This window comes from Streptomyces sp. NPDC030183, from assembly GCF_055573455.1.
Genome location: NZ_JBVIBK010000030.1, coordinates 40,632 through 66,694 on the forward strand (window position 1 = coordinate 40,632; position 26,063 = coordinate 66,694).

Consider the following 26,063-nt stretch of genomic DNA (forward strand, 5'->3'; position numbering starts at 1 on the left):
CCGCGCCCGCGCCCTGGGCGGGTACCAGCCGGCGGACCAGCCACCGAAAGGCGGGCCCAGATGGTGCCTGTGCCCCCCGCTGTGGCTTGGCCTAGGACGCCCCCGACCCCCGGTGCTCCGCCGTGATGCCGAACCGCTGCTGGTCGCGGGAGGGGGACGCCACCTCGCGGACACCGGAGACCGCGCTGATCACCGGCTCCGACGAGGGGTCCTGGAGCGCTTCGAGCTGCTCCAGATCGGCGGCGGAGACCAGGGCGACGAGGGGCTTCCCGTGCCGCGTCACGACGACGCGCTCGCCGCCGTAGACCACTCGGTTGATCAGATCGGCGAGCTCAGCCCTGGCTTGCGTCACCGGAATCTCGTAGGCCATGAGGTCCAGCTTAGACCGGCTCGCACCGGCCCTCCGGAGCGGAAGATCGCAGCGATCCGCGCGAAGCCGCGCCGCGCGGGGATTTTCGCCGTCAGCCGAGCACCCCGCACAGCTGGCGTACATCCTGTACATTTTTTACAGAAGTCGTTCAGAGGAGGCATCCATGCCCGCGAACCGGCCGTCGGCCCGTCACGCGCTCCCCGAATTCACCGAGCGCACAAGTGCGGGTCACCGAACGATGGATCCGTATGCCAAGTTGCTGGACGAGCGGATCGTGTTCCTCGGGACGCGGATCGACGACACGTCGGCCAACGACGTGATTGCGCAGTTCATGCATCTGGAGTACCAGTCCCCGGAACGGGACATCTCCCTCTACATCAACTCCCCCGGCGGCTCGTTCAGCGCGATGACGGCCATCTACGACACGATCCGGTTCGTCGGCTGCGACGTGGAGACGGTCTGCCTGGGCCGGGCGGGTGCCTCCGCCGCGGTGCTGCTGGCGGCGGGCACCCCCGGCAGGCGATCGGTGCTACCGGGCGCGCAGGTGGTGATCCGTCAGCCGGCGCTCACCGAGCCGGTCACCGGGCAGGCGAGCGACCTTGCGATCCAGGCCGAGGAGCTGACACGCAACCGCCGCAGGCTGGAGGAGATGCTCGTACGGCACACCGGGCAGAGCCACGAACGGATCAGCGGGGACATCGAACGGGACACCGTCTTCGACGCGCCCGGAGCCGTGGACTACGGCCTGGCCGACCGGGTCGTGCCGAGCCCCAGGGGTTCGCGGGCGCTCCCCGGCGCGAGGTGAGCCGCCGATGCTGCCACCCGAGCTGCCGCCGCTGCCCGCGCTGACGCGGGCCGAGGCCGAGGTGATCGACCGCTATCTGGACGTGGTCGACCTGCTGGGCCGGATCAACCCGGCGCGCCCCGGCGACACATACCGCGGGCTGCGGGCCGCGCAGGCCCTCGTCGGCAAGGCGACGGCACTGCGCGACGCGCTCGAACTGATGCACACACGCGGCGAGAACGAGCTGCACGCCCCCACCCTCGCCCGGGCCCTGCGGGTGCTGGACGGGGAACGGCGGGCGGCCCGGATCACTCTTCCGCCGGAACCCGAGGACTCACCCGCCTGAACCGATCGCGCGTCCTCGTCCGTACCGCTGACGGGACCTCCGGTCCGGGCCACGGCCCACCGGTCGGCCTACGCCCAACAACCCATCGGCCCATCCGCCCCAGGAATCGCCGGAGTTGCACGTCATAGCCACACGAGTGCCGGAACCCGTCATTCCGATGCTGGTGGGGACACCCCCGACTCCATGGACAGAACAGCTGAAAACGGCCTGTCCACCCGAACGGGCGAGTGGTGAGTAACACCACAAATCCCTGATTCCGTTGGGATTTTCGGACTTCCGTGCGTCAAGATCCCTTCCTGACGACAAGCCCCCGCCACAGCGGCGGGGCGATCCGGGCGGACGCCGAGTCCTGCCGCCGTCCGGATGACCGGTCGACAGGAGTGGATCGGCAGGAGTGGAGGACCCAAGCACGACGGGTCGCCGGGACGGTCACGCCATGACCGGGCCGAGCAGCCCTTGGGGTGAAGCCGCGTCAGCGGCCGGGCAACTTCGCCAGCCCGAATCCGACAGGTCATCCTTCACAGGCGGCTGACGAAGGGTTGCGCATGTCTGCGCTCAATCGTGTCCCGTCGCTGTTGACCCGGGCCGGCACGGCCTCGGCTCTCACCATCGCCGCCGTCGGCGGCAGCATCGTGGTCCCGGGCGTCGCCTCCGACGCCGAGGCCGCCACAGTAGCGTCCAAGGCACTTCAGGTCGCGGCTTCCAAGAAGGGCTCCCCTTACAAGTACGGCGCGACCGGCCCCGGCAGGTTCGACTGCTCAGGGCTGACGCTCTACTCGTTCAAGAAGGCGGGCAAGAAGCTGCCCCGTACTGCCCAGCAGCAGTACAACAAGACGAAGCACATCTCATCGAGCAACCGCAAGCTCGGAGACCTCGTCTTCTTCCACTCGGGATCGAGCGTGTACCACGTAGGTATCTACGCGGGGAAGGGAAAGATCTGGCACTCGCCGAAGACGGGTGACGTCGTGCGGCTGCAGAAGATCTGGACGAAGAGCGTCTGGTACGGCCGGGTCCGCTGACCCGCCGGGGGGCGGCCGGAACGAGGGCCGCCCCCTCCGCCGTTCCCCGCCGCCCTACGCCGCGCTCCTCAGGCGCTTACCGCTCCCCGGCCCCTCTCGCCGCTCCCCGGCCGCCACATGAGCGCCCCGGGCCCTCTTTCGCCCCTTGGCGAGGCGTGGCACGGGCCCGGATGGTTACTCGTACGGCCATGGCCGACGATCGCATCAGCCCCGCTCGCAACGAGACACCTCTCGAGCGGGCCGACCGCAACTTCTCCGAGTTGCTCCAGGAGCTGCGGGTCACCCAGACGGGCGTGCAGATCCTCTTCGCGTTCCTGCTGACGCTGGCCTTCACCCCGCGGTTCCCGGACCTGGACTCGTTCCAGCGCGCCACCTACGTGACCACGCTGCTGCTGGCGGTCCTCGCGGCGGCGCTCTTCACCGCCCCGGCGGCCCTGCACCGCTCGCTGTTCCAGCAGAACGCCAAGCCCGCCATCGTGCGGGTCTCGTCCAGGCTGGCCAGCGTCGGCCTGTGGGTGCTGATGCCGGCCTTCGCCGGGTCGGTCCTGCTCGTCGTGGACGTGACACTGGGCCGGGCCGCGGGCCTCACCGCGGGCGGTGGCACCGTCGTCGGCTGTCTGCTGCTGTGGGGCCTGCTCCCGAAGCTCGTGGGACGCTCGGTCCGCGAGAACCGCGCCCCGATGCCGACACCGCGCCGCAGCGGCACGGCCCCCGCGCCCCAGGAGGCGGACCCCGTCAGGACTCCTGCGGACCGCCTGCCCTGACCGGCTGGACGGGAACGGTCCACGGAAGCTCGATCGCCACCGTCTTGCCGCCCTCCCGCGTGGGTCTGACGCTCAGCCTGCCGCCGCACTCGGCGGTGAGCCAGCGGATGATGACCATGCCCCGCCCGTTGTCCTGCTGGACGGCGGCGGGCAAACGTTTCGGGAAGCGCGGATGGCTGTCGGTGACGCCGATGCGCAGGTGTTCGTCGCGGTCGAGGGCGAGGTCCACGGTGAACGTGGGTGACTGACCGAAGGTGTGCTGAACGGCGTTGGTGGCGAGTTCGGACACGATCAGGCGCACGGTGTCCGCGATGCCCGTGTCGCTCGGCAGGCCCCATTCGGCCAGCACGGTGGCGACATACCTCCGGGCCGCGGACACCGAGGCGGGATCGCTCGGCAGAGTGACGGATGCTTCCTGGTGATCTGCCATGGCGAGGCGTCCCTTTCCCACGGGACCGGTGTCCGACTGGGAGCGGATGGTTCGATGACGGTCCCGGACTGGTGCTTCGCGCCAGACTGCCACTACCTGGGCCGTCACGGGTGGCGATCCACCAAGATATGCATATATCTGTCGCTCGAAGCGGTGAACTCTCCGACGGCCGACCGTATTCGAGGGGCCCCTCGGGCCATCCTCTACCGTCACCCGACTTCGCGCGCCGGGCGGAAGGAGACACCCATGCAATACGGTCCGGCGGTCCGCCGCCGCAAGCTCGGCGCCGAGTTGCGCCTCCTGCGCACCCGCGTCGGCATCACCAGCATCGAGGCCGCCCGTCTCGTGGGCTGGCACCAGTCGAAGGTGAGCCGCATCGAGACGGGCGCCAGTGGGGTGAAACCCGCGGACGTCCACCGACTGCTGGACGCCTACGCGATCGACGACACCGAGTTACGCGAACTGCTGATGGCGCTGGCGGGCTCCGAGGACGGCGGCGGGCGGCACAACTGGTGGCACGCCTACCGCGGGGTGCTGCCACCGACGTACCGGGACTTCATCAGCCTGGAGTCGCAGGCGAACGGGATGCGCACCCTGGAGACCTCGGTCGTGCCGGGTCTGCTGCAGATCCCCGAGTACGCGCGGGCGGTGACGCGGGCCGCGGTGGAGGGGCTGGAGGACGACAAACTCGACGCGCTCGTGGAAGTGCGGCTCGCGCGGCAGGACGTCCTGCGCGGGCATCCCCCGATGGAGCTGAGCGCCGTGCTCGACGAGGGCGTTCTGCGGCGGGAGGTCGGTGGACCCGAGGTGATGGCCCGCCAACTGGAGCGGTTGGTCGAGGCGGCGCGCCTGCCTCAAGTGAGACTGCAGGTGCTGCCGTTCACTGCGGGGGCGCACATCGGCATCACCGGTCCTTTCGTAATTTTCTCATTTCGGAGCACATCCGATCTGGACGTGGTTGTTCTCGACCACTTGACGAGTAGCCTCTACCTCGAGCGGAAAGAAGACCTCAGGGCTTATGTCGAGGCCTTCAACGCCCTTCAGATCCACGCCCTTTCGCCCGAGGACTCGTTGGATTACATCGCCGGACTGGCTCAGGGCTAGCTTCCGGCGCGTAAGGAGGCACCATGTCAGCTCTGCCTCGGAACGTACCCACCAGTACCGCACTGCGCGGTGTGCGATGGCTGCGCAGCAGCCGCAGCACGGGGATGAACAACTGTGTGGAAACGGCCCGCCCCGGGTCCGGCCGCCTGGCCGGACTGGTGGCCGTGCGCGACTCGAAGAACACGGCGGGGCCCGCCCTGCTGTTCCGGCCGGAGGCATGGGAGGGATTCATCACCACGCTTCGGTGAGCACCACCGACCGCACCACCGGTTCCGCTTCTGGCGACGCACGGCCGCGACGCCGACTCACGGTCGCGTATCGCCGATGATTCCCACGGCTCGGTCGATCTGCCCCTCGGTGAGATCCGCCCGGGCGGTCAACCGCAGCCTCGAGATGCCGTCGGGCACGGACGGTGGGCGGAAGCAGCCGACGGCGAGACCCGCCGCCCGGCAGTCCGCCGCCCACCGCACCGCCTGATCCGGGGACGGCGCCCGTACGGACACCACGGCGGCGTCGGGCCGCACCGCTTCATGGCCCGACGCCGTCAGCCGTGTGTGCAGCGCCCGCGCCACCTCACGGGCCCGGGCCGCCCGCTCGGGCTCACGGCGCAGCAGCCTGAGCGCGGCGAGGGCCGCGCCCGTCGCCGCGGGGGCGAGCCCCGTGTCGAAGATGAACGTCCGGGCCGCGTTGACCAGGTGGTCGATCACCTGCGCCGGTCCGAGGACGGCTCCGCCCTGGCTGCCCAGCGACTTCGACAGGGTGACCGTCACGACGACGTCGAGGGCCCCGGCGAGCCCCGCCGCGTACGCCGCGCCCCGGCCGCCCTCGCCGAGGACCCCGAGCCCGTGGGCGTCGTCCACGACGAGCCCGGCGCCGTACGCGCGGCATGCCTCGGCCAGTCCGGCCAGTGGCGCGGCGTCGCCGTCCACCGAGAACACCGTGTCGGAGACCGCGATCGCGGGCCCCTTGGCCGTGCCGAGCGCCTTGCGGACCGCGTCCGGGTCGGCGTGCTCGACGACCTGCGTGGTCCCGCGGGCCAGTCGGCAGCCGTCGATCAGGGAGGCGTGGTTGCCCGCGTCGGACACGACCAGCGAGCCGTGCGGGGCGAGCGCGGTGACGGCGGCGAGGTTGGCGGCGTAGCCGGAGGAGAAGACGAGGGCGGCCTCGAAGCCGCAGAAGGCGGCCAGTTCGCGCTCCAGTTCGCCGTGGAGTTCGGTGGTGCCGGTGACGAGCCGGGAGCCGGTCGCCCCGCCGCCCCAGGTGCGCGCGGCCTCCGCGGCGCCCTCGATGATCTCGGGGTGGCGGGCCAGCCCCAGGTAGTCGTTGCTCGCGAGGTCGAGCAGGGGCGAGTCGGCGGGGCGGGGGCGCAGGGTCCGTACGAGCCCGGCGTCGCGGCGCGCCGACGCCTGCTCGTCGATCCAGCCGAACGCCATGAGTCCTCCGGGGGTCGCGTGGGCAGCCCTCGGCACCGGTGCTGTCATGTGGCAGCGCGGCGGGGGCTTTTGTAGGCAGTGCACAGACACTAACGGGACGGCCGGTCGCCCACGATGTGGCGATACCCACACGTCGAACCGACTCTGTTGTCCGAAGTCTCCTTGGCCGGGAGCGGTCCCGTAGGACAGGATCGGCTCTCATGGACCTGCTGAACACGCTGGTGGACAAGGGGCTCCGGCGCGAGCCGCTGAGCCGTGCCGAGGCGCTCGCCGTCCTCGGCACCTCCGACGACGACCTGCTCGACGTGGTGGCCGCGGCCGGAAAGGTGCGCAGGCACTGGTTCGGGCGACGGGTCAAACTGAACTATCTCGTCAACCTGAAGTCCGGGCTGTGTCCCGAGGACTGTTCCTACTGCTCCCAGCGGCTCGGTTCGACGGCCGGGATCCTCAAGTACACCTGGCTCAAGCCCGACGAGGCGTCCAGGGCCGCGGCGGCCGGGCTCGCCGGCGGTGCCAAGCGGGTGTGCCTGGTGGCGTCGGGACGCGGCCCGACGGACCGGGACGTCGACCGGGTCGCGGGCACCATCAAGGCCATCAAGGAGGAGAACGAGGGCGTCGAGGTGTGCGCCTGCCTGGGGCTCCTCTCCGACGGTCAGGCCGAACGACTGCGCGAGGCGGGCGCGGACGCCTACAACCACAACCTCAACACCTCGGAGTCGACGTACGGGGAGATCACGACCACCCACACGTACGCCGATCGGGTGGACACCGTGCAGAAGGCGCACGCGGCGGGTCTGTCGGCGTGCTCGGGTCTGATCGCGGGCATGGGCGAGACGGACGAGGACCTCGTCGACGTCGTCTTCTCGCTGCGTGAACTCGACCCGGACTCGGTGCCGGTCAACTTCCTGATCCCGTTCGAGGGCACCCCGCTGGCCAAGGAGTGGAACCTCACGCCCCAGCGGTGCCTGCGGATCCTCGCCATGGTCCGGTTCGTCTGCCCGGACGTCGAGGTGCGCATCGCCGGCGGGCGCGAGGTGCATCTGCGCACGATGCAGCCGCTCGCGCTGCACCTGGCCAACTCCATCTTCCTGGGTGACTACCTCACCAGCGAGGGCCAGGCCGGCAAGGCCGACCTGGAGATGATCGCGGACGCCGGGTTCGAGGTCGAGGGCGCCGACCAGGTCACGCTGCCGGAGCACCGCGCGGCCGGGGGCGGCTGCGGATCCCGTGAGAGCGCCGGGTGCGGCTCGCACGAGGACGGCGGCGGATGCGGGTCGCACGAGGGCGGTGGCTGCGGGTCCCATGAGGGGGGCGGTGTCTGCGGGTCCGCGGCCGCCCCGGCCCCGGCCGCCTCGGCCCCGGCCGCGGCCGTTCCGCAGGCGGGCGAGGCCCGTACGGACCTGGTCGCCGTACGCCGTCGGGGTGCTGGAACGGATCTCGCGCCCAATGCCTGAGGCACCCGACCGGAGCGGGGCCGACCGGAGCGTGGCCGAGCTGCTGGACCTCGACCGGCGGCATGTGTGGCATCCGTACGGTCCGATGCCCGGCCGGGTCGAGCCGCTCGTCGTGGAGTCGGCGAGCGGCGTCCGGCTGCGGCTCGCCGACGGCTCGGGCGAACTGGTCGACGGCATGTCGTCCTGGTGGTCGGCCATCCACGGCTACAACCACCCGGTGCTCAACGGGGCCGCGCGCGAGCAGCTCGGCCGGATGAGCCATGTGATGTTCGGCGGGCTCACCCATGAGCCCGCCGTACGGCTGGCGAAGCGCCTTGTCGACATGTCGCCCCAGGGTCTGGAGCATGTGTTCCTGGCCGACTCGGGGTCGGTCTCGGTCGAGGTCGCCGTCAAGATGTGCCTCCAGTACTGGCGCTCGCTCGGCCGCCCCGGCAAGCGGCGTCTGCTCACCTGGCGCGGCGGTTACCACGGCGACACCTGGCAGCCCATGTCGGTGTGCGACCCCGAGGGCGGTATGCACGAGCTGTGGCAGGGCGTGCTGCCGCGTCAGGTGTTCGTCGAGGCGCCGCCGGCGGAGTACGACGAGGCGTACGCCGAGCGGCTGCGCGCGGCGGTCGAGCGGCACGCCGACGAGCTGGCCGCGGTGATCGTGGAGCCGGTGGTGCAGGGCGCGGGCGGGATGCGGTTCCACTCCCCCGCGTATCTGCGGGTGCTGCGCGAGGCGTGCGACGCGCACGGCGTGCTGCTGGTGTTCGACGAGATCGCGACCGGGTTCGGGCGCACGGGCGCGCTGTTCGCGGCGGAGCACGCGGCGGTGACGCCGGATGTGATGTGCGTGGGCAAGGCGTTGACCGGCGGCTATCTGACGATGGCGGCGACGCTGTGCACGGCACGGGTGGCCGACGGGATCTCGCGGGGTGAGGTGCCGGTACTCGCCCATGGGCCGACGTTCATGGGCAACCCGCTGGCCTCGGCGGTGGCGCTCGCCTCGATCGAGCTGCTGCTCGGCCAGGACTGGCTCGCGGAGGTCCGCCGGATCGAGGCGGGGCTGCGGGAAGGGCTGGCGTCGGCGCTCGACGTGCCGGGGGTGAAGGACGTCCGTGTCCTCGGGGCCATCGGTGTCGTCCAGCTCGACCACGAGGTGGACATGAGGGCGGCGACGGAGGCCGCGGTGCGTGAGGGCGTGTGGCTGCGGCCGTTCCGCGACCTCGTCTACACGATGCCGCCGTACGTCACCGGTGACGAGGACGTGGAACGGATCGCGCGCGCGGTGTGCGCGGCGGCGCGGGAGGGATGACATGGCGATCCTGGTGGTGACGGGGACGGGCACGGAGGTCGGCAAGACGGTCGCCACGGCGGCCGTCGCCGCGGTGGCCGCGGCCGCCGGCCGGTCCGTGGCGGTGCTCAAGCCCGCGCAGACCGGGGTACGACCGGACGAGCGCGGCGACGCGGACGAAGTGGCGCGGCTCGCCGGGGGCGCGGTCGCCGCGCACGAACTCGCCCGCTACCCGGAGCCGCTGGCGCCCGCGACGGCCGCCCGCCGGTCCGGGCTGGCCCCGGTCCATCCGGAGGACGTCGCCGAGGCGGCGGCCAAGCTGGAGACCGACCACGACCTGGTGCTGGTCGAGGGCGCGGGCGGGCTCCTCGTCCGCTTCGACGAGGCGGGCGGCACGCTGGCGGACACGGCGCGGCTGCTGGGCGCGCCGGTGCTGCTGGTGGCCTCGGCCGGGCTGGGCACGCTCAACACGACCGAGCTGACGGCCCGCGAACTGGCCGTGCGGGAGGTGCGGCTGACGGGCGTCGTCATCGGCAGCTGGCCGAAGGCCCCGGATCTGGCCTCCCGCTGCAATGTGGCGGACCTGCCGGTGGTGGCGGGCGCGCCGCTGCTGGGCGCGGTGCCCCAGGGCGCGGGCGCGCTGGACCCGGTCGAGTTCCGGGCGCGGGCGGGTGGCTGGCTCGCGCCGACGCTGGGCGGGTCCTGGGACGCGGGGGCGTTCGCGACGCGGGAGACCGCGTAGCGGAGCGCGCGTCGCAGGGGGGCTTGTAGCGGCTGGCCGTGCAGCGGCCGTCGCCGCCGTAGCGTGTCGCCAGTGCCGTGACGTGCCGTCACCTGAGCCCACAGTGCCCGGGGACCTTGTCATGAGGGTCGACTCGGCACGGCGGTGGTGGGCTTCAGTTCGCCGTTTCTCCCAGCAGGCGGACCAGTTCGATGCGGGATCTGATGCCCAGGCGGGCGAAGACGCCCCGGAGGTGGTGGTCGATCGTGCGGGGGCTCAGCAGGAGCCGCGCGGCGATCTCCCGGTTCGTGGCGCCGTCCGCTGCCATGCGGGCGATGGTGAGTTGCTGGGCCGTGAGCCGGCCGGCGAGGTCGTCGGGGCCCGGGGCGGCGGGGGCCCGTTCACCGAGGGCGCGGAGTTCGGCGCGGGCCTGGCCGGCGCAGTGGGGCGAGCCGAAGTGGTCGAACGCCTCCAGCGCGCTGTGGAGCCGGTCACGGGCCTCCGTGCGGTTGCGGAGCCGCCGCAACGCGCTCCCGAACAGGAGTTCCGTCCGGGCCCGTTCGAAGTCACGGGTGCCGGAGGCGTGCAGGTCGAGCGCGGCACGGTAGTGCTCCACGGCCTCCTCCCCCGTCGCGAGCAGTGCCCGGCAGCGGGCGCTGAGCGCGAGGTCGTCGGCGCCGCGGACGGCGCGGGCCCAGCGGTCGTAGTCGGCGTGGGCGGTGCGCGCGACGCGGGTGTCGCCGGTGCGGACGGCCGCCTCGACGTAGTGCGGGGTGGCGAGGTGCCGGACGGCCCGGTGTCCGTGCCCGGGGCCGAAGCCGGCGAGCGCGCGCAGGCGGGCCGCCGAGGCGGCGTAGCGTCCGGCGCCGAGGTCGAGGAAGGCGAGGGCGAACATGGCGAGGGCGGCCGGGAGTCCGAGGCCCCGTTCCAGCGCGTGGGCGCGGGCGGACTCGGCCCGTTCGCGGCACACCCGCTCGTCCCCGGTGACGGCCGCGAACATCGCGAGGGCGGCCTGCAGATGGCAGGCCCCGTTATCCTGCCCGGTGGCGTACGCCTGTCGCAGCGCCTCCACGGCGGCGGCCTCGGCGGCCTTGGGGCGCCCGGTCCAGAACTCGGCGTACGCCCGGAACTCCATGGCCTGCGGCACGGTCGCCGTCTCGCCCCTGGCGCGGGCCGAGGCGGCGGCGCGGGCGGTGGCGGCGCAGGCGCGGGTGTGGTCGCCGAGGAGCAGGGCGGCGATCCCGGAGTGGATCAGCGCGGTGGGGTCGCCGCCGGGACCGCAGCGGCCCGCGGCGGCTTCGAGGACGTCGCGGGCGTCGTCGTAGCGTCCCTCGAACGCGGCGGTCAGCGCGCCGAGGGTGCTGGGCGGCAGGATGCCGAGCCCGTCGGCGACCGCGGCGGCCTCCCGGCAGCGGCGCAGGTCCCCGGTGTAGATGGCGGCCTCGGTGGCTCGTGCCAGCAGGTGGGCGGCGGTGTCCGGGGCGTGGCCGCCGCCGTGCCGGACCGTGGCGGTGAGCAGGGCGTCGAATGCCTCGGAGGCATTGCCGGAGCGGAGGGCGAGGAGCCCGGCGAGGGCGTCGTCGTCGGTGGCGGCGGCGAGCCGGCGGGCCCTGTCGCCGTCGCCCGACTGCCAGGCATCCGCCGCCGCCCGGGCGAGCAGGGGCATGCGTTCGGCGGGGTCGGGGGTGAGCGCGGCGGCGCGTTCGGCGAGGGCCGAGGCCAGCGGGGGCTCCCCGATGGCACGTGCCACCTGCGCGGCGAGCCGGAGTTCGGCGGCGAGCCGGCGGCTGGGACCGAGGGCGGCGGCGGCCCGGTGCCAGGAGCGTCTGGGTCTTTCGCCCTCGCCGTTGAGGACGCCGGCGAGGAGCCGGTGGACGGCGCGGCGGTCGCCCGTGGAGGCGGACTCGTACACGGCGATACAGGTCCAGGCGTCCCGGAAGACGACGCCCTGGGCCGTGGCGTCGGCGATGCCCGCCGCGTCGGCCGCGTCGAGGGGACGGGTGTCGAGTCCGGCCGCGGTGACGGCCCGCTCGTAGGCGTGGGTCGGTATCGGGTACTGGTCGGCCGCGGCGAGGAGCAGCAGGAAGCGGGTGTCGTCGGGCAGGGCGCGTACGTCCCGCCGATGGGCCCGCAGCAGCGCCGGGGCGAGCGCGAACGGTTCGGCGGGCAGCGGGTCGAGTCCGACGGCCTGGCGCGGTGTGAGGGCGGCGGCGAGTTCGGCGGCGGCGCGCGGATCGCCGTGCGCGGCGCGAAGGAGGCGTACACGTACGCCTTCGGACAGCGCGGGCGCGCCCCCCTCGGGCGGCGGGGGCGCGGAACGGCCGGCCGGCGCCGGGTTCGGGCTCGGCCACGCGGTCGTGGGGGGCGGTGGCGAGCGATGCGGAAGTCGTGGGGGATTCACCGGAGTCACCACGCCCATCACGTTACTTGCGAGTTAACCGACCAGTAAAGACCGGCGATTTCACCGATGCGGCGCGCGTAGACCCCCCTGACACTCCAGACGAACTCCACCCGTATCAGGAGGCTCCATGCATCGCCGCATGCGCCGTATCGCCACGGCCCTCGGGACCGTGACCACCACGCTCCTGCTGTCGCTCTCCGTCTCCGCGGTCCCCGCTCGGGCCGCCACCCACGACCCGGTCGTCTTCGTGCACGGTCTGAGCAGCTCGTCCAGCAGTTGGGACGACTGGATCGCGTACTTCAAGGCGGACGGGTACGCCGCCTCGGAGCTGCACTCCTGGTCGTACGACTGGGGCCAGTCGAACGCCACGACGGCGGCGCAGCTCAAGACGAAGATCCAGAGCGTGCTCGCCTCGACGGGCGCCTCCAAGGTCGACGTGGTCGTCCACTCGATGGGCGCGCTCAGCTCCCGCTACTACCTCAAGAACCTCGGCGGGACGGCGTACGTCGACGACTTCGTCTCCACGGCCGGCGTCAACCACGGGACGACCGTCGCGGGTTGGTGCCGCTGGCTCTACACGTCGTGCGCCGAGATGTACACCGGCAGCTCGTTCCTGACCTCGCTCAACTCCGGTGACGAGACGCCGGGCAGCGTGGCGTACGCCAGCTACTGGTCGAACTGCGACGACGCGCTCACCCCGGACACGACCGCGATCCTGAACGGGGCCACGAACGTCGAGGTCGGCTGTGTCTCGCACAACGACATGAACAACGACCACGGCGTCTACGAGCAGGTGCGGAACTTCATCGCCTGACCTCCCGGCCTCCCGGGCGGACCGCCCGCCGTAGGACCCGCGCCCGTCGCGCGGCCTCCTCCCCAGGGCCGCGCGGCGGGCGCCGCGGTGTCCGGAGGTCGGCGCGGAGGGGTGGGCGGGCGCCGCGCGGGGGACAATCGCGGTATCTGTCGTCCTCCTCGGGAGGTCCGTCATGGTCCGTGCCGGCAAGGCCGTGCATCACCCCCTGTTCGCCCGGTTCTACGCCCGGCTGAGCGTGTCGGCGGAGCCGATGGTCGGTCCGCTGCGCGAGGAACTGCTCGCCGGGCTCTCGGGGCGCGTCATCGAGATCGGTGCCGGCAACGGCATGAACTTCGCGCACTACCCGGGCACGGTCGCGGAGGTCGTGGCGATCGAACCGGAGCGCTCCCTGCGGCAGTTGGCCCTGGAGGCGGCCCTGCGCGCCGAGGTGCCGGTGGATGTCGTGCCGGGCGCGGCGGAGGCTCTGCCGGTCAAGAGCGAGGCGTTCGACGCGGCGGTGGTGTCGTTGGTGCTGTGCAGTGTGCGGGATGTGCGGCGGGCGCTGCGGGAGATCCGGCGGGTGCTGCGTCCCGGCGGTGAGCTGCGGTTCTTCGAGCACGGCAGGGGCGGCGGCCGGGGGATGCGCACGGCGCAGCGGGCGCTGGACCACACGGTGTGGCCCCTGTTGTTCGGCGGCTGCCATGTGTCCCGCGATCCGGCCGCGGCGATCCGGGCCGCGGCGTTCGAGGTCGAGTCGGTCAGGGAGCTGTCCCTGCCGCCGCGGGGCCCGCGCCTGCCCAGCTCGTACCACGTACTTGGCCGGGCCCGGCGGTCCGGCGCGGGCGAGGGCGAGGGCGAGGACAGGGACGGAAATGACTAGGGCGTCCGGCGGGCGGCGGATAGCGTCGCGGCCATGGACGAACAGGCCCTGCTCACCCGCTCCGACGGTCCGGTCACCCGCGGCCGGCTGGTCCGTGACCTGACCGCGCTCGGCCTCACGGGCGGCGACGTCGTGATGTTCCATACGCGGATGTCCGCCATCGGGTACGTGGCGGGCGGCCCCGAGACGGTCATCGGCGCCCTCCTCGATGTCGTCGGGGAGCGGGGCACCCTGATGGTGACGTGCGGCTGGAACGACGCCCCGCCCTATGACTTCACCGACTGGCCGCGGCCCTGGCAGGACGCGCTGCGCGCGGAGCACCCGGCGTACGACCCCGGCCTCAGCGAGGCCGATCACTCCAACGGACGCCTCCCGGAGGCACTGCGCCGCCGGCCCGGCGCCGTGCGCAGCCGTCACCCCGACGCCGGTTTCGCCGCACTCGGCGCGGCGGCGACCGCGCTGATGGCCGACCATCCCTGGGACGACCCGCACGGCCCCGGCAGCCCGCTGGCCCGGCTGGTCGCGCGGGGCGGCCGGGTCCTGCTCCTGGGCGCCCCGCTGGACACCCTCACGCTCCTGCACCACGCCGAGGCGCTCGCCGAGGCCCCCGGCAAGCGGTACGTCGACTACGAGCAGCCGATCCTGGTGGACGGCGAGCGGGTGTGGCGGCGTTTCCACGACATCGACTCGGAGAACGGGGCCTTCGACTACTCCTCCGTGGTCCCGGAGGGGCAGGACCCGTTCGAGGCGATCGCCCGGGACATGCTGGCCTCCGGGATCGGCAGGACGGGTCTGGTGGGGGCCGCCGAGAGCCACTTGTTCGAGGCCGGGGAGGTCGTGGACTTCGGCGTCACCTGGATCGAGGGGAAACTGGTCGAAGGCCGCTGACGCGGTGGTTCACCGGCTCCACTGGCGCAGTTCCCGCGCGATGTCCTGCACCGTGGCCTCGCCGCTCTTGACCAGGCGGGCCAGTTCGCGGACCTGCTCGGCGGAGGTGACGACCTTGACGCCGCTGGCGACGAGGTAGCCGTAGGCGACGGCCGAGGCGAACAGCGCGTTGGAGCGCTCCAGGGCCGGGACGTGCATCAGCAGTTGCAGGAGGGAGGCGGCCCGGGCGTGCGGGGTGTCGTAGACGGGGACGTCGAAGATCTGCGCGTCGTGCCGGGCGACGGCCGCGACGAGGGCGCCCCAGTCGCTGACCTGGGGATCTCCGGGCGTCTTCTGTTCGGCGACCATCAGCAGCCAGGCGAGGTCGATTCTGAGCTGGCTCAAGGGATCAGTGACGTCCCTCGCGCCCGCCCCCGGGTTCCCCCGCCGCGCTCGACGTCGCCCGGGCGGGGGCGGCCCCGTCGAACTCCTCGGCGAAGACCGCCGCGTACTGCTTCATGAAGTCGGCCGCGGACTCCACGAAGGTGTGGCCCACCTCTCCGGTGTCCTGTCTGACCAGCTCCTCGATGTACCGGTTGACACTCATTCCGCGCTCCAGGGCTCGCTCGCGGGCGGCTCGCGCCGTGTCCTCGTCCACCCGTACGTTCAGCTGGGTCTTGGCCATGACTCGACGCTAGCGCCGGAGCGCTAGCAGGACAAGGGCGCTCTATCCGTGTGCGCCCCCCTGGGACGTCACACCGGTGCCCCTTACACCGACATCCGGTACCCGACCTGCGGCGGAGAACGGCTCGGACCTCGGGGGGATACCCGGTGTGGACTGGATCACATTAGGCTCGTCCGGGAACGCCCGGAATGCGAACCCGTTCGAGCAGGGAGGCCGTCTTGTCCACTGCTGCCGCTGAGCACTCCCTCGGCCGCGCCGAAGCCGACGGTGTCGCCGCCCGCGCCCGGGGCCTGACGAAGGCGTACGGCTCGGGCGAGACGGCGGTGCTCGCCCTCGACTCGGTCGACGTGGACATCACGCGCGGCCGCTTCACCGCGGTGATGGGCCCCTCGGGCTCGGGGAAGTCCACGCTGATGCACTGCCTGGCCGGGCTCGACACCGTGTCGGCCGGACAGGTGTGGCTCGGGGACACCGAGATCACCGGGCTCAAGGACCGTGAGCTGACCCGGCTGCGCCGTGACCGCATCGGCTTCATGTTCCAGTCGTTCAATCTGATCCCGACACTGAACGCCGCCGAGAACATCACCCTGCCGATGGACATCGCGGGCCGGAAACCCGACGAGAAGTGGCTGGACCAGGTCATCGACACGCTGGGGCTGCGGAACCGGCTCGGGCACCGGCCGTCCCAGCTCTCCGGCGGGCAGCAGCAGCGGGTCGCCTGCGCCCGTGCCCTCGCCTCCCGGCCCGAGCTGATCTTCGCGGACGAGCCGACCGGAAACCTCGACTCGCGGGCCGGCCTGGAGGTGCTGGGCTTCCTGCGCGAGGCCGTCGACCGGCTGGGCCAGACCGTCGTCATGGTGACCCACGACCCGGGGGCCGCCGCCCACTCCGACCTGGTGCTCTACCTCGCCGACGGACGGATCGTGGACCGGATGGAGCACCCCACGGCGGAGGCGGTCCTCGAACGCATGCGCCTGTTCAGCGGGAGCGGCGCCCAACCCGGCGGGCTCGACCCGCGCGCCAGGCCCGACGGGGAGGGCGCCCCCACCGACGCGCACACCACCGGGACCACCGACCTCGACAAGGACTGAGCCGTGCTGAAGGCGACCCTGCGGAGTTTCCTGGCGCACAAGGGGCGGCTGGTGCTCTCGGCGCTGGCCGTCGTCCTGTCCGTGGCGTTCGTCGCGGGCAGTCTGATCTTCTCGGACACGGTCACCCGCACCTTCGACCGGCTCTTCGCCTCCACCTCGGCCGACGTCACCGTGGGCCCGAAGGACGACGACCTGGAGGGCCAGCTGCCCTCCGGGGCGGTCGACACCGTGCCCGCCTCGCTCGCGCGGCGGGTCGCGAAGGTGGACGGCGTCGCCGACACGCATGTCGACGCGGCGGTGGAGAACATCACGGTCGTCGACCGGAACAACGAGTCCGTGGGGCCGACGACCGGTGCCCCCACGATCGCGACCAACTGGTACCTCACCGACCGCAGCCCGGTCGAGCTGACCAGCGGACACGCGCCGGAGGGCCCCGGCCAGGCGCTGCTGGACGCCGACACCGCGAAGAAGAAGGACGTGGAGATCGGCGACACGCTCACCGTGCTCGCCGCGCCCGGCTCCTTCAAGGTGGAGGTCGTCGGCATCGCCACCTTCACCACCACCAACCCCGGCGCCGCGCTGGTCTTCCTCGACACCCCGACCGCGCAGACCCGGCTGCTGGGCGACCCGGACGCCGCCACGGGCATCTCGGTGACCGCGGAGCCCGGTGTCGGCGACGCGCAGCTGAAGAAGCGGATCGCCGCCGCGCTCGGACCGGGCACGTACGAGTACCAGACCGCCGACGAACAGGCCGATTCCGCGGCGGCCTCACTGGGCGGGTTCCTCGACGTCATCAAGTACGTGATGCTGGGTTTCGCCGGCATCGCGACGCTCGTCGGGGTGTTCCTCATCGTCAACACCTTCTCGATGCTCATCGCCCAGCGCACCCGTGAACTGGGCCTGTTGCGCGCCCTCGGCGCCGACCGGCGGCAGGTGCGCCGGTCCGTGCTCACCGAGGCGGCGCTCCTCGGCCTGGTCGGGTCGACGCTCGGCCTCGCCGCCGGCATCGGGCTGGCCCTCGGGCTGATCGAGCTCATGGGCGCGTTCGGGATGAACCTGAAGTCCACCGAGATGGTGGTCGGCGTGGGCACGCCGATCGCGGCGTACGTCGTCGGGCTCGGGGTGACCTTCGTGGCGGCGTACCTGCCGGCGCGGCGCGCGGCGACCGTGTCGCCGATGGCGGCGCTCACGGACGCCGAGATCGCCGGGGTGGGCCGGCCGATGCGGACGCGGGCGGTGGTCGGCGCGGTCGTCGGCGCGGCCGGTGCCGCCGCGCTCGTGGGGTGCGCGGTCTCGTCGGACACCGGTTCGGCGGCCTCGCTCCTCGGCCTCGGGGTCGTCCTCACCCTGATCGCGACCGTCATCGCGGGCCCCCTCCTGGTGCGGCCGGTGATCCGGGTCCTCGGCGGCGCGTTCCCGGCGCTGTTCGGCTCGGTCGGCCGGATGAGCCAGCGCAACGCCCTGCGCAACCCGCGCCGTACGGGAGCCACGGCCGCCGCGCTGATGGTGGGGCTCGCGCTGGTCGCCGGGATGTCCGTGGCGAGCGCGTCGATGACCAAGTCGTTCGACAACGAGATCGACAAGACGCTGGGCGCGGACTTCGTGATCCAGAACCAGAACTTCCTGCCGTTCCCCCAGGAGGTCACCGACAAGGTCCGCGACACCGAAGGTGCCGGCCTCGTCGTACGGCAGCGGTTCGCGCCCGTCGCCGTGCGGCTGCCGGACGGCGAGCGGGTCGAGACGACCGCCGCCGCCTACGACCCCCGGCTCGACGAGGTCGCGAACGTCACCTACGCCGAGGGCGACAGCGCCGCCGCGCTGGCCGGCGGCGCCATCGGCATGGACGTGGACTTCGCCCGCGAGCACGACGTGACGGTCGGCGACACGGTCCCGGTGCGGTTCCCGGGCGGCAAGGACGCCGAGCTGAAGGTCGCCGCGCTCACCGACCAGGACACCGCCGACGGCTTCGGGATGCAGGGCGGCCTCTTCTTCGGGATGGGCACCGCCGAGCGGTACGTGCCGGAGGGCCAGGACTCCGCGCTGTACGTGAACGCCGCCTCCGGGGTCGGCGCCGACGAGCTGCGGGCGGGCCTGGAGCGGACGCTGGACGCGTACCCCCAGGTGCAGGTGCGGGACCAGGCCGACTACAAGGAGCTGGTCCGCGGCCAGATCGCCGTGCTGCTGTACCTGGTGTACGCGCTGCTCGGCCTCGCGATCGTGATCGCCGTGCTGGGCGTGGTGAACACCCTCGCCCTGTCGGTGGTCGAGCGCACCCGGGAGATCGGACTGCTGCGCGCGATCGGTCTCGGGCGGCGGCAGCTGCGGCGGATGATCCGGCTGGAGTCGGTGGTGATCGCCGTGTTCGGCGCGGTCCTCGGGCTGGCGCTCGGGCTGGTGTGGGGGGTGTGCGTGCAGCAGGTGCTGGCCCTGCAGGGCATGAAGGCGCTGGCGATCCCGTGGGGCACGGTCGTCGCCGTGGTGATCGGCTCGGCGGTGGTCGGTGTGGTGGCCGCCCTGCTGCCGGCGTTGCGCGCGTCGCGCATGAACGTGCTGGCGGCGATCGCGCACGAATGACCTCGCGGGAACCGCGCAGGGCGCGTGTCGCCGACCGGAACGTCGTGACCGGGCGTGCTGGCAGCGAGCGCGTCCGGGTGGTGTACTCGCCGGGATGCCAGGCTCAAATCCCCTGCCGGTGAGGAGAGTTCATGCCGCGCCCGTTCCGTTTCGGAGTCAATCTGCTCAATCCGACCTCGGCCGGGGAGTGGCGCGCGAAGTGCCGCCGGGCCGAGCGGCTCGGCTACGACGTGATCCTGGTCCCCGACCATCTGGGTATGCCGGCTCCGTTCCCGGCGCTGGTGGCAGCGGCCGAGGCGACCGAACGGCCGCGGGTCGGCACGTTCGTGCTCAACGCGGGTTTCTGGAACCCGGCGCTGCTGGCCCGCGAGGTGGCCACGACGGACGCGCTGACCGACGGACGGCTGGAACTGGGGCTCGGCACCGGGTACGTACCGGCCGAGCACGAGCGGGCGGGCCTGCCGTGGGGGTCCCCGGGCGAGCGCGTCGACCATCTCGCGCGGACGATCGCGGAGTTACGGCGGCTCCTCGGATCCGGGGAGCACGAGCCGCGCCCCGCGCAGCGGACCGTACCGCTGCTCGTCGGCGCCAACGGCGACCGGATGCTGCGGATCACCGCGGAGCACGCGGACATCGCGGCGTTCACGGGCGCGCGGCCGGGCCCGGGCGGCACGCTGGAGGCGTTGACGGCGGAGGAACTGGACGAACGGGTCGGCCGGTACCACGAGTTCGCCTCCGGCCGGGACGAGCCGGCCGAGCTCAATCTGCTGATCCAGCTCGTGGAGTTCACCGAGGACCGGGGTGCCGCCGTTCAGCCGTGGCTCGGGCACATCCCGCACCTGAGCGAGGAGCAGGTCCTGCGTCTGCCGCTGGTCCTCGTGGGGACGCTGGACGAGGTCGTCGAGCAGGTGCTGGCGCAGCGGAAACGGTACGGGTTCACCTACCTGACGGTCCTGGAGCCGAACATGGAGGCGTTCGCCCGCGTCATCGAGGCGCTGCGCGGCAGATGAGCCGCGCTCCGCGAGGGCAGGGGCAGCGGGACGGGAACTCGCGGGAGCGTCCGCCTTTGCGGTGAGACCCGGGGTAAATCCGTTCGCCAGGCAGACGGGCGCTCTGCTTGGCTCGCCCCATGAGTGATCTTCATATCCGCCACGCCACCCTCCCGGACATCGACACCGTGCTGCGGTTCTGGCGCGAGGCCGCCGAAGGAACGAGCATCAGCGACGACCACGACGGAGTGGCCCGGCTCCTCGCACGGGACCCGGAGGCCCTGCTCCTCGCGGAGCGCGACGGCGACCTCGTGGGAACCGTGATTGCCGGCTTCGACGGATGGCGGTGCTCCGCCTACCGGCTGGCCGTGCACCCGGACCGCCGTCGCCAGGGCATCGCCACCGCCCTGCTGGAAGCAGCGGAACAGCGCTTCGCCGCCCTCGGGGGGCGACGCGTCGACGCCATGGTCCTGGAGGCCAACGAACAGGCCCACCACACCTGGGCGGCGACCGGATACCACCGCGAGGACCACTGGCGACGCTGGGTCAAGCCCCTGTAGGTGGGTAGCCGCCCGGAAGGAACGGGGGCGGTGGGTGAAGCCGCTCGGGAACCGAGGGAGCCGATGCGACCGGGACGGCGACACGCCACTTTGCCGACCCTTTACCATGGGTGGGCCAGTGAACCTCTACGAAAGGTCGTGAGCGTCCGCCCATGGGCGAGCCTCCCAGTAGCCTGCCCGGCGCCCGTCGCGCCCGGACCGGCGCACGACATCGCGCGATCATCCCGCCCCTGCCGGATCATGGGACGGAGGTGACCCGATGACCGAAGTGCTCCTCCTGCTGGTGGCGGTGCTGCTGTCGCTGGTCTGCGGCGCGTTCGTGGCCGCCGAGTTCTCGCTGACCACCGTCGAGCGCGGTCGGCTGGAGCGGGCCGTCGAGCGCGGCGAGCGGGGTGCCGCCGGCGCCCTCAAGGCCGTACGGAATCTGACGTTCCAGCTGTCCGGCGCCCAGCTCGGGATCACCGTCACCAATCTGGTCGTCGGCATGCTCGCCGAGCCGTCCATCGCCAAGCTCATCGCGGGCCCGCTGGAGGCGCTGGGCGTGCCCGCCTCGGCGTCCGGTTCCGTCGCCCTGGTGATCGGTACGGCCCTGTCCACGATCGTCCTCATGGTGGTGGGCGAGCTGGTGCCCAAGAACTGGGCGATCTCCTCGCCGCTGTCGGTGGCGAAGAAGGTGGCGAACCCGCAGCGCTGGTTCAGCGCGGCGTTCCGCCCCTTCATCACCCACCTCAACAACACCGCCAACCGTCTCGTCCGCCTGTTCGGGATCGAGCCAGCCGAGGAGCTGGCCTCCGCGCGCGGTCCCCAGGAGCTGGCGGCCCTCGCCCGGCACTCCGCGAAGGAGGGCGCGCTGGAGGCGGACACCGCCGAGCTGTTCGTGCGGACGCTGAACCTGGCCGACCTGACCGCGGAGAACGTGATGACGCCGCGGGTGCAGGTGATCGCCCTCGAAGCCATGGCGACCTGCGAGGACGTGGCGAACGCGACGCGCGCGACCGGTCTGTCCCGCTTCCCCGTCTACCGGGGCAGCCTCGACTCGGTGGTCGGCACCGTCCACATCAAGGACGTCCTCGCCGTGCCCGCCGAGCGCCGGCTGCGCACCTCGGTGTCGGAACTGCTGCGCGAGCCGCTGCTGGTCCCCGAGTCGCTGACCGTCGACCGGGTCCTCGACCGGCTGTCGGGCAAGCGCACGATGGCCGTGGTGATCGACGAGTACGGCGGCACCGCGGGCGTGGTGACGCTGGAGGACATCGTCGAGGAGGTCGTCGGCGAGGTGCGCGACGAGCACGACCCGCACGAGACGCCCGACCTGGCGCCCGTGGGCAGCGACGAGGACGGCCGTGAGCTGTACTCGGCCGACGGCGCCGCCCGCACCGACCAGCTCGCCCGCGTCGGCCTGAGGGTGCCGGAGGGGCCGTACGAGACGCTCGCGGGCCTCGTCGCCACCGAGCTGGGCCGCATCCCGGCCGTCGGCGACACCGTCGAGGTGGCCCGCTGGCGGCTCGACGTCGTGGACGCCTCCGGGCACCGGGCCGCCCGGGTGCTGCTGCACGCGCCGGCCGAGGCCGACGACGAGCACGAGGAGGAGAGGCGATGACCGCCGTCCAGCTGCTGATCGGCCTCGCGACCCTGGTCGTCAACGCCTTCTTCGTCGGCGCGGAGTTCGCGCTGATCTCCGTCCGCCGCAGCCAGATCGAACCGTACGCCGAACAGGGCGACCGCCGGGCCCGCAGTGTGCTGTGGGGGCTGCGGCACGTGTCGGCGCTGATGGCGGCCGCCCAGCTCGGCATCACCCTGTGCACCCTGGTCCTCGGTGTGGTCGCGGAACCCGCGATCGAGCATCTGCTGGAGCCGGTGTTCCACGCGCTGGGCGTGCCGGAGGGCGCGGGGCACGCGATCTCGTTCGTGATCGCACTGACCCTCGCGACCTATCTGCACATGCTGCTCGGCGAGATGGTGCCGAAGAACATCGCGCTGGCGGAGCCGGTGCGCAGCGCCCTGCTGCTCGGCCCGCCGCTGGTGACGCTGTCCCGGGCGCTGCGGCCGGTGATCTTCACGGTCAACGCCTTCGCGAACACCCTCCTGAAGCTGATGCGCATCGAGACGAAGGACGAGGTCGCGGCGACCTTCTCCGACGCGGAGCTGGCCCGGCTCGTCCGGGACTCCACCGAGGCCGGCCTGCTCGACGACCGGGCCCGGGAGCGGCTGCACGACGCGCTCGAACTGGGCCGCAGGCCGGTCCGGGACGTCGTGCTCCCGCTGGAGCGCGTGGTGTACGCGCGCGTGGGCGTCACGCCGGAGGAGCTGGAGCGGCTGTCGGCGGAGTCGGGGTTCTCCCGCTTCCCCGTGGTGGACGAGGGGCGCCGGATCGTGGGCTACCTCCATGTCAAGGACGCGCTCGACGCGGCCCCGCGCGATGTGCCGTTCCCGATCCGGGACATGCGGTCCATCGCCCGCGTCCGGGAGACCACTCCCCTGGACGACGTGCTCACGGCGATGCGCCGCAGCCGTACGCACCTGGCGGCCGTGCTGGGCGCGGACGGACGGCTCGGCGGGATCGTGACCATGGAGGACGTCCTGCGGGAGCTGTTCGGCCAGCCCGCGGCCTGACCCAGGAGGCGGGGCAGAAGGGGCGGCCGGCCGACCGCGCTCGGCGCGGGAGGCCGTACGCCAGGTGACCGACCGCGGGGTATGTGAAGGCGATAGCATCGTTCTCGCCATGCAGACGAACGCCACGCACACCGATGACACACATCCCCCGTACTCCAGCCTTGTCGCGGTCGGCGACTCCTTCACCGAGGGCATGTCGGACCGGCTGCCCGACGGTTCCTACCGGGGCTGGGCGGATCTCCTCGCGGGCCGGATGGCCGCGCGGTCGCCCGGCTTCCGGTACGCCAACCTCGCGGTGCGCGGCAAGCTCATCGGCCAGATCGTCGACGAGCAGGTCGACGTGGCGGCCGCCATGGGCGCGGATGTGATCACGCTGGTCGGCGGTCTGAACGACACCCTGCGCCCGAAGTGCGACATGGGCCGGGTGCGCGGGCTGCTGGAGGAGGCCGTGGAGCGGCTCGCGCCCGCCTGCGAGCAGCTCGTCCTGATGCGCAGCCCCGGCCGCCAGGGACCCGTCCTGGAGCGGTTCCGGTCGCGCATGGAGGAACTGTTCGTCTGCGTCGACGACCTGGCCGCGCGGCACGGCGCCCTCGTCGTCGACCTGTACGGCGCGGCCTCGCTGTCCGACCCCCGGATGTGGGACGTGGACCGGCTGCACCTCACCGCCGAGGGACACCGCCGGGTCGCCGAAGCCGTGTGGCAGACCCTCGGCTATCCGGCGCAGGACGCGCAGTGGCATGCGCCGATGGCCGCGACGCCACCGCCCGCCTGGGTGGCCCGACAGGTGGCCCACGCGCGCTTCGCCCGGCAGTACCTGCTGCCGTGGATCGGCCGTCGGCTGACGGGCCGGTCGTCGGGCGACGGGCGCCCGGCGAAGCGTCCCGACTTGCTGCCGTACGAGGGACCGGCAACCTGGAGTCGACAGGGTTCCGAGTGAGGCCGCGGCGGAGGGAGCCGAGCGTGACCACGACCGTGATCAACCTGAAGGGCCGCATCCAGGACTACGGGCCGCGCCTGGAGAAGGCCCCCGACGACGTCGTGTACATCGGCCGCCGCTGGACCATGGGCCACTGGGACCTGCCGCAGCACCCGCTGTACAACCCGTTCCAGCCCGACACCGAGAAGAAGAAGCGGGACGGGACGCGGGCCGAGGTGATGGCCAAGTACCGGGAGTACCTGTCGGCCCGGCCCGAGCTGCTGGAGCTGGTCCCGCAGCTGCGGGGCAAGACGCTGGCCTGCTGGTGCGCTCCGGAGCTGTGCCACGGTGACGTCCTGGCCGAGCTGGCCGACGGCGGCTGAGGCAGCCTCCGCGTGCGTGCGGGGCCGGGGCGCGCTCGCGGGTCGCGGTGGGTGTGACGGGGCTCTCGTAGGTTCCGACGAGCGGGGCCGGGGGGCCTGCCTGCATGAATCGCCAGTAGAATCCGTACACGTGACTTCTGCGCCAGCCAAGCCCCGCATCCCCAACGTCCTCGCCGGACGGTACGCCTCCACCGAGCTCGCCACGCTCTGGTCGCCCGAGCAGAAGGTGAGGCTGGAGCGGCAGCTCTGGCTGGCCGTGCTGCGGGCCCAGAAGGATCTCGGCATCGAGGTGCCGGACGAGGCCCTCGCCGACTACGAGCGGGTCCTCGACACGGTCGACCTGGCCTCCATCGCCGAGCGCGAGAAGGTCACGCGGCACGACGTGAAGGCGCGGATCGAGGAGTTCAACGACCTCGCCGGGCACGAGCACGTCCACAAGGGCATGACCTCCCGCGACCTCACCGAGAACGTCGAGCAGCTCCAGATCCGGCTCTCCCTGGAGCTGATGCGCGACCGCACGGTGGCGGTCCTCGCCCGCCTCGGCAAGCTGGCCGCCGAGTACGGCGAGCTGGTCATGGCCGGCCGCTCGCACAACGTGGCCGCGCAGGCCACCACCCTCGGCAAGCGTTTCGCAACCGCCACCGACGAGCTTCTCGTGGCGTACGGCCGCGTCGAGGAACTGCTCGGCCGCTACCCGCTGCGCGGCATCAAGGGCCCGGTGGGCACGGCGCAGGACATGCTGGACCTGCTGGGCGGCGACGCCGCGAAGCTCGCCGAGCTGGAGGACCGGATCGCCGGACACCTGGGCTTCTCCCAGGCCTTCACCTCCGTCGGCCAGGTGTACCCGCGCTCGCTGGACTACGAGGTCGTGACGGCGCTGGTCCAGCTGGCGGCGGCCCCGTCCTCGCTGGCGAAGACGATCCGGCTGATGGCCGGACACGAGCTGGTGACGGAGGGCTTCAAGCCGGGCCAGGTCGGCTCCTCGGCGATGCCGCACAAGATGAACACCCGCTCCTGTGAGCGCGTCAACGGCCTCATGGTCATCCTGCGCGGCTACGCGTCGATGACCGGCGAGCTGGCGGGCGACCAGTGGAACGAGGGCGACGTCTCCTGCTCGGTGGTGCGCCGGGTCGCGCTGCCGGACGCGTTCTTCGCGCTGGACGGCCTGCTGGAGACGTTCCTGACCGTGCTCGACGAGTTCGGTGCCTTCCCGGCCGTCGTCGCACGCGAACTGGACCGCTATCTGCCGTTCCTCGCGACGACGAAGGTGCTCATGGGCGCGGTGCGCGCGGGCGTCGGCCGCGAGGTCGCCCACGAGGCGATCAAGGAGAACGCCGTCGCCTCGGCCCTCGCCATGCGGGAGCGGGGCGCCGAGCGCAACGAACTGCTCGACAAGCTGGCCGCGGACGAGCGCATCCCGCTGGACCGGGCGCAGCTCGCCGCGCTGATGGCCGACAAGCTGTCCTTCACGGGCGCCGCGGCCGACCAGGTCGCCGTCGTCGTCGGCCGCGTCGAGGAGATCGTCAAGCAGCGCCCTGAGGCGGCCGGTTACACCCCGGGAGCGATCCTCTGACGCGCTTCACCCCGCAGGAGCTGGAGGCCGCCCGCGACCG

27 protein-coding genes and 1 riboswitch are annotated in these 26,063 nt (G+C 72.5%); of the genes, 21 read left to right on the forward strand and 6 right to left on the reverse strand.

Translation table 11 applies throughout. The features are described from left to right. Window positions 1-91 precede the first annotated feature (91 nt). The gene (locus tag ACZ4Z2_RS30740) at window positions 92-370 is read right to left on the reverse strand and encodes a type II toxin-antitoxin system Phd/YefM family antitoxin (RefSeq protein WP_468080444.1); all 279 of its coding nucleotides are present in this window, start codon (window positions 368-370) and stop codon (window positions 92-94) included. A gap of 163 nt (window positions 371-533) precedes the next feature. On the opposite strand from ACZ4Z2_RS30740, the gene ACZ4Z2_RS30745 reads away from it, so the two are divergent. The 4 genes from ACZ4Z2_RS30745 (at window position 534) to ACZ4Z2_RS30760 (ending at window position 3,283) form a co-directional block, all read left to right on the forward strand. Then, a complete protein-coding gene (locus tag ACZ4Z2_RS30745; RefSeq protein ID WP_468080445.1) occupies window positions 534-1,175 on the forward strand; it encodes an ATP-dependent Clp protease proteolytic subunit in 642 nt (213 codons plus the stop codon). A 7-nt stretch (window positions 1,176-1,182) separates the two neighbouring features. Next, the gene (locus ACZ4Z2_RS30750) at window positions 1,183-1,500 is read left to right on the forward strand and encodes a hypothetical protein (protein ID WP_468080447.1); all 318 of its coding nucleotides are present in this window, start codon (window positions 1,183-1,185) and stop codon (window positions 1,498-1,500) included. A gap of 343 nt (window positions 1,501-1,843) precedes the next feature. Further along, window positions 1,844-2,042, forward strand: a riboswitch (cyclic di-AMP (ydaO/yuaA leader). A gap of 3 nt (window positions 2,043-2,045) precedes the next feature. After that, a complete protein-coding gene (locus tag ACZ4Z2_RS30755) occupies window positions 2,046-2,519 on the forward strand; it encodes a C40 family peptidase (RefSeq protein WP_468080448.1) in 474 nt (157 codons plus the stop codon). A 188-nt stretch (window positions 2,520-2,707) separates the two neighbouring features. Continuing rightward, window positions 2,708-3,283 (forward strand): DUF6328 family protein, encoded by a 576-nt coding sequence (locus ACZ4Z2_RS30760; RefSeq protein WP_468080449.1) that lies wholly within the window; start codon window positions 2,708-2,710, stop codon window positions 3,281-3,283. Here ACZ4Z2_RS30760 and ACZ4Z2_RS30765 read toward each other — a convergent pair. After that, a complete protein-coding gene (locus ACZ4Z2_RS30765; RefSeq protein ID WP_468080451.1) occupies window positions 3,255-3,713 on the reverse strand; it encodes an ATP-binding protein in 459 nt (152 codons plus the stop codon). The two genes, ACZ4Z2_RS30760 and ACZ4Z2_RS30765, sit on opposite strands and share 29 nt — an antisense overlap. 246 nt (window positions 3,714-3,959) lie before the next feature. Between ACZ4Z2_RS30765 and ACZ4Z2_RS30770 the strand changes: the two genes are divergently transcribed. Beyond that, window positions 3,960-4,817, forward strand: coding sequence for a helix-turn-helix domain-containing protein (locus tag ACZ4Z2_RS30770; RefSeq protein ID WP_468080453.1), 858 nt, complete (start codon window positions 3,960-3,962; stop codon window positions 4,815-4,817). Window positions 4,818-4,840: 23 nt separating this feature from the next. Then, the gene (locus ACZ4Z2_RS30775) at window positions 4,841-5,065 is read left to right on the forward strand and encodes a DUF397 domain-containing protein (protein WP_468080454.1); all 225 of its coding nucleotides are present in this window, start codon (window positions 4,841-4,843) and stop codon (window positions 5,063-5,065) included. 57 nt (window positions 5,066-5,122) lie between these two features. On the opposite strand, the gene ACZ4Z2_RS30780 is transcribed toward ACZ4Z2_RS30775, so the two are convergent. Beyond that, a complete protein-coding gene (locus ACZ4Z2_RS30780) occupies window positions 5,123-6,250 on the reverse strand; it encodes an 8-amino-7-oxononanoate synthase (protein WP_468080456.1) in 1,128 nt (375 codons plus the stop codon). A gap of 200 nt (window positions 6,251-6,450) precedes the next feature. Here ACZ4Z2_RS30780 and bioB point away from each other — a divergent pair, with 200 nt between their 5' ends. Genes bioB through bioD form a run of 3 tightly spaced genes read left to right on the forward strand, consistent with a single transcriptional unit; the run spans window position 6,451 to window position 9,722 of the window. Next, a complete protein-coding gene (gene bioB / locus ACZ4Z2_RS30785; protein ID WP_468080457.1) occupies window positions 6,451-7,704 on the forward strand; it encodes a biotin synthase BioB in 1,254 nt (417 codons plus the stop codon). Beyond that, window positions 7,697-9,001: an adenosylmethionine--8-amino-7-oxononanoate transaminase gene (locus tag ACZ4Z2_RS30790; RefSeq protein WP_468080458.1), complete on the forward strand. Its 1,305-nt coding sequence runs from the start codon at window positions 7,697-7,699 to the stop codon at window positions 8,999-9,001. The genes bioB and ACZ4Z2_RS30790 overlap by 8 nt, the downstream gene beginning before the upstream one ends. A gap of 1 nt (window position 9,002) precedes the next feature. Then, entirely contained in the window at window positions 9,003-9,722 is a 720-nt protein-coding gene (bioD, locus tag ACZ4Z2_RS30795) for a dethiobiotin synthase (RefSeq protein WP_468080459.1), read from the forward strand. A 154-nt stretch (window positions 9,723-9,876) separates the two neighbouring features. On the opposite strand, the gene ACZ4Z2_RS30800 is transcribed toward bioD, so the two are convergent. Further along, the gene (locus ACZ4Z2_RS30800; RefSeq protein WP_468080460.1) at window positions 9,877-12,120 is read right to left on the reverse strand and encodes a helix-turn-helix transcriptional regulator; all 2,244 of its coding nucleotides are present in this window, start codon (window positions 12,118-12,120) and stop codon (window positions 9,877-9,879) included. Between the two features lie 109 nt (window positions 12,121-12,229). On the opposite strand from ACZ4Z2_RS30800, the gene ACZ4Z2_RS30805 reads away from it, so the two are divergent. From ACZ4Z2_RS30805 to aac(3), 3 genes are all read left to right on the forward strand, one after another. Then, complete coding sequence (locus ACZ4Z2_RS30805) at window positions 12,230-12,916, forward strand: esterase/lipase family protein (RefSeq protein WP_468080462.1); 687 nt, start codon at window positions 12,230-12,232, stop codon at window positions 12,914-12,916. A 172-nt stretch (window positions 12,917-13,088) separates the two neighbouring features. Next, complete coding sequence (locus ACZ4Z2_RS30810; RefSeq protein ID WP_468080464.1) at window positions 13,089-13,775, forward strand: class I SAM-dependent methyltransferase; 687 nt, start codon at window positions 13,089-13,091, stop codon at window positions 13,773-13,775. Between the two features lie 33 nt (window positions 13,776-13,808). Then, complete coding sequence (aac(3), locus tag ACZ4Z2_RS30815) at window positions 13,809-14,663, forward strand: aminoglycoside 3-N-acetyltransferase (RefSeq protein ID WP_468080466.1); 855 nt, start codon at window positions 13,809-13,811, stop codon at window positions 14,661-14,663. A gap of 9 nt (window positions 14,664-14,672) precedes the next feature. Here the strand turns inward: aac(3) and ACZ4Z2_RS30820 are convergent, their stop codons facing one another. Further along, window positions 14,673-15,047 carry a fic family toxin-antitoxin system, toxin component gene (locus tag ACZ4Z2_RS30820; RefSeq protein ID WP_468080467.1) on the reverse strand — a complete coding sequence of 125 codons (375 nt, stop codon included), beginning with the start codon at window positions 15,045-15,047 and terminating at the stop codon, window positions 14,673-14,675. A 4-nt stretch (window positions 15,048-15,051) separates the two neighbouring features. Beyond that, entirely contained in the window at window positions 15,052-15,327 is a 276-nt protein-coding gene (locus tag ACZ4Z2_RS30825; protein WP_468080468.1) for a toxin-antitoxin system HicB family antitoxin, read from the reverse strand. Window positions 15,328-15,545: 218 nt separating this feature from the next. Here ACZ4Z2_RS30825 and ACZ4Z2_RS30830 point away from each other — a divergent pair, with 218 nt between their 5' ends. From ACZ4Z2_RS30830 to purB, 9 genes are all read left to right on the forward strand, one after another. Beyond that, window positions 15,546-16,418 carry an ABC transporter ATP-binding protein gene (locus ACZ4Z2_RS30830; RefSeq protein WP_468080470.1) on the forward strand — a complete coding sequence of 291 codons (873 nt, stop codon included), beginning with the start codon at window positions 15,546-15,548 and terminating at the stop codon, window positions 16,416-16,418. Window positions 16,419-16,421: 3 nt separating this feature from the next. Continuing rightward, complete coding sequence (locus tag ACZ4Z2_RS30835; protein ID WP_468080472.1) at window positions 16,422-18,992, forward strand: ABC transporter permease; 2,571 nt, start codon at window positions 16,422-16,424, stop codon at window positions 18,990-18,992. Between the two features lie 131 nt (window positions 18,993-19,123). Continuing rightward, on the forward strand, window positions 19,124-20,002 hold the full coding sequence (locus ACZ4Z2_RS30840; protein ID WP_468080473.1) for an LLM class F420-dependent oxidoreductase: 879 nt from the start codon (window positions 19,124-19,126) through the stop codon (window positions 20,000-20,002). A 119-nt stretch (window positions 20,003-20,121) separates the two neighbouring features. Further along, entirely contained in the window at window positions 20,122-20,541 is a 420-nt protein-coding gene (locus ACZ4Z2_RS30845) for a GNAT family N-acetyltransferase (RefSeq protein ID WP_468080474.1), read from the forward strand. A 259-nt stretch (window positions 20,542-20,800) separates the two neighbouring features. Beyond that, window positions 20,801-22,138, forward strand: a complete 1,338-nt coding sequence (locus ACZ4Z2_RS30850) for a hemolysin family protein (protein ID WP_468080475.1) — start codon at window positions 20,801-20,803, stop codon at window positions 22,136-22,138. Next, a complete protein-coding gene (locus tag ACZ4Z2_RS30855) occupies window positions 22,135-23,151 on the forward strand; it encodes a hemolysin family protein (RefSeq protein ID WP_468080477.1) in 1,017 nt (338 codons plus the stop codon). The genes ACZ4Z2_RS30850 and ACZ4Z2_RS30855 overlap by 4 nt, the downstream gene beginning before the upstream one ends. 109 nt (window positions 23,152-23,260) lie before the next feature. Then, window positions 23,261-24,088, forward strand: a complete 828-nt coding sequence (locus ACZ4Z2_RS30860; RefSeq protein WP_468080478.1) for an SGNH/GDSL hydrolase family protein — start codon at window positions 23,261-23,263, stop codon at window positions 24,086-24,088. A 23-nt stretch (window positions 24,089-24,111) separates the two neighbouring features. Then, the gene (locus ACZ4Z2_RS30865) at window positions 24,112-24,450 is read left to right on the forward strand and encodes a DUF4326 domain-containing protein (RefSeq protein ID WP_468080480.1); all 339 of its coding nucleotides are present in this window, start codon (window positions 24,112-24,114) and stop codon (window positions 24,448-24,450) included. 130 nt (window positions 24,451-24,580) lie between these two features. After that, complete coding sequence (gene purB / locus ACZ4Z2_RS30870; protein WP_468080482.1) at window positions 24,581-26,023, forward strand: adenylosuccinate lyase; 1,443 nt, start codon at window positions 24,581-24,583, stop codon at window positions 26,021-26,023. Window positions 26,024-26,063: the final 40 nt, after the last annotated feature.

Coding starts and splice junctions, on each gene's coding strand:
- ACZ4Z2_RS30740 (WP_468080444.1), bottom strand. CDS start 370: ATGGCCTACGAGATTCCGGTGACGCAAGCCAGGGCTGAGCTCGCCGAT.
- ACZ4Z2_RS30745 (WP_468080445.1), top strand. CDS start 534: ATGCCCGCGAACCGGCCGTCGGCCCGTCACGCGCTCCCCGAATTCACC.
- ACZ4Z2_RS30750 (WP_468080447.1), top strand. CDS start 1,183: ATGCTGCCACCCGAGCTGCCGCCGCTGCCCGCGCTGACGCGGGCCGAG.
- ACZ4Z2_RS30755 (WP_468080448.1), top strand. CDS start 2,046: ATGTCTGCGCTCAATCGTGTCCCGTCGCTGTTGACCCGGGCCGGCACG.
- ACZ4Z2_RS30760 (WP_468080449.1), top strand. CDS start 2,708: ATGGCCGACGATCGCATCAGCCCCGCTCGCAACGAGACACCTCTCGAG.
- ACZ4Z2_RS30765 (WP_468080451.1), bottom strand. CDS start 3,713: ATGGCAGATCACCAGGAAGCATCCGTCACTCTGCCGAGCGATCCCGCC.
- ACZ4Z2_RS30770 (WP_468080453.1), top strand. CDS start 3,960: ATGCAATACGGTCCGGCGGTCCGCCGCCGCAAGCTCGGCGCCGAGTTG.
- ACZ4Z2_RS30775 (WP_468080454.1), top strand. CDS start 4,841: ATGTCAGCTCTGCCTCGGAACGTACCCACCAGTACCGCACTGCGCGGT.
- ACZ4Z2_RS30780 (WP_468080456.1), bottom strand. CDS start 6,250: ATGGCGTTCGGCTGGATCGACGAGCAGGCGTCGGCGCGCCGCGACGCC.
- bioB (WP_468080457.1), top strand. CDS start 6,451: ATGGACCTGCTGAACACGCTGGTGGACAAGGGGCTCCGGCGCGAGCCG.
- ACZ4Z2_RS30790 (WP_468080458.1), top strand. CDS start 7,697: ATGCCTGAGGCACCCGACCGGAGCGGGGCCGACCGGAGCGTGGCCGAG.
- bioD (WP_468080459.1), top strand. CDS start 9,003: ATGGCGATCCTGGTGGTGACGGGGACGGGCACGGAGGTCGGCAAGACG.
- ACZ4Z2_RS30800 (WP_468080460.1), bottom strand. CDS start 12,120: ATGGGCGTGGTGACTCCGGTGAATCCCCCACGACTTCCGCATCGCTCG.
- ACZ4Z2_RS30805 (WP_468080462.1), top strand. CDS start 12,230: ATGCATCGCCGCATGCGCCGTATCGCCACGGCCCTCGGGACCGTGACC.
- ACZ4Z2_RS30810 (WP_468080464.1), top strand. CDS start 13,089: ATGGTCCGTGCCGGCAAGGCCGTGCATCACCCCCTGTTCGCCCGGTTC.
- ACZ4Z2_RS30825 (WP_468080468.1), bottom strand. CDS start 15,327: ATGGCCAAGACCCAGCTGAACGTACGGGTGGACGAGGACACGGCGCGA.
- ACZ4Z2_RS30840 (WP_468080473.1), top strand. CDS start 19,124: ATGCCGCGCCCGTTCCGTTTCGGAGTCAATCTGCTCAATCCGACCTCG.
- ACZ4Z2_RS30845 (WP_468080474.1), top strand. CDS start 20,122: ATGAGTGATCTTCATATCCGCCACGCCACCCTCCCGGACATCGACACC.
- ACZ4Z2_RS30850 (WP_468080475.1), top strand. CDS start 20,801: ATGACCGAAGTGCTCCTCCTGCTGGTGGCGGTGCTGCTGTCGCTGGTC.
- ACZ4Z2_RS30855 (WP_468080477.1), top strand. CDS start 22,135: ATGACCGCCGTCCAGCTGCTGATCGGCCTCGCGACCCTGGTCGTCAAC.
- ACZ4Z2_RS30860 (WP_468080478.1), top strand. CDS start 23,261: ATGCAGACGAACGCCACGCACACCGATGACACACATCCCCCGTACTCC.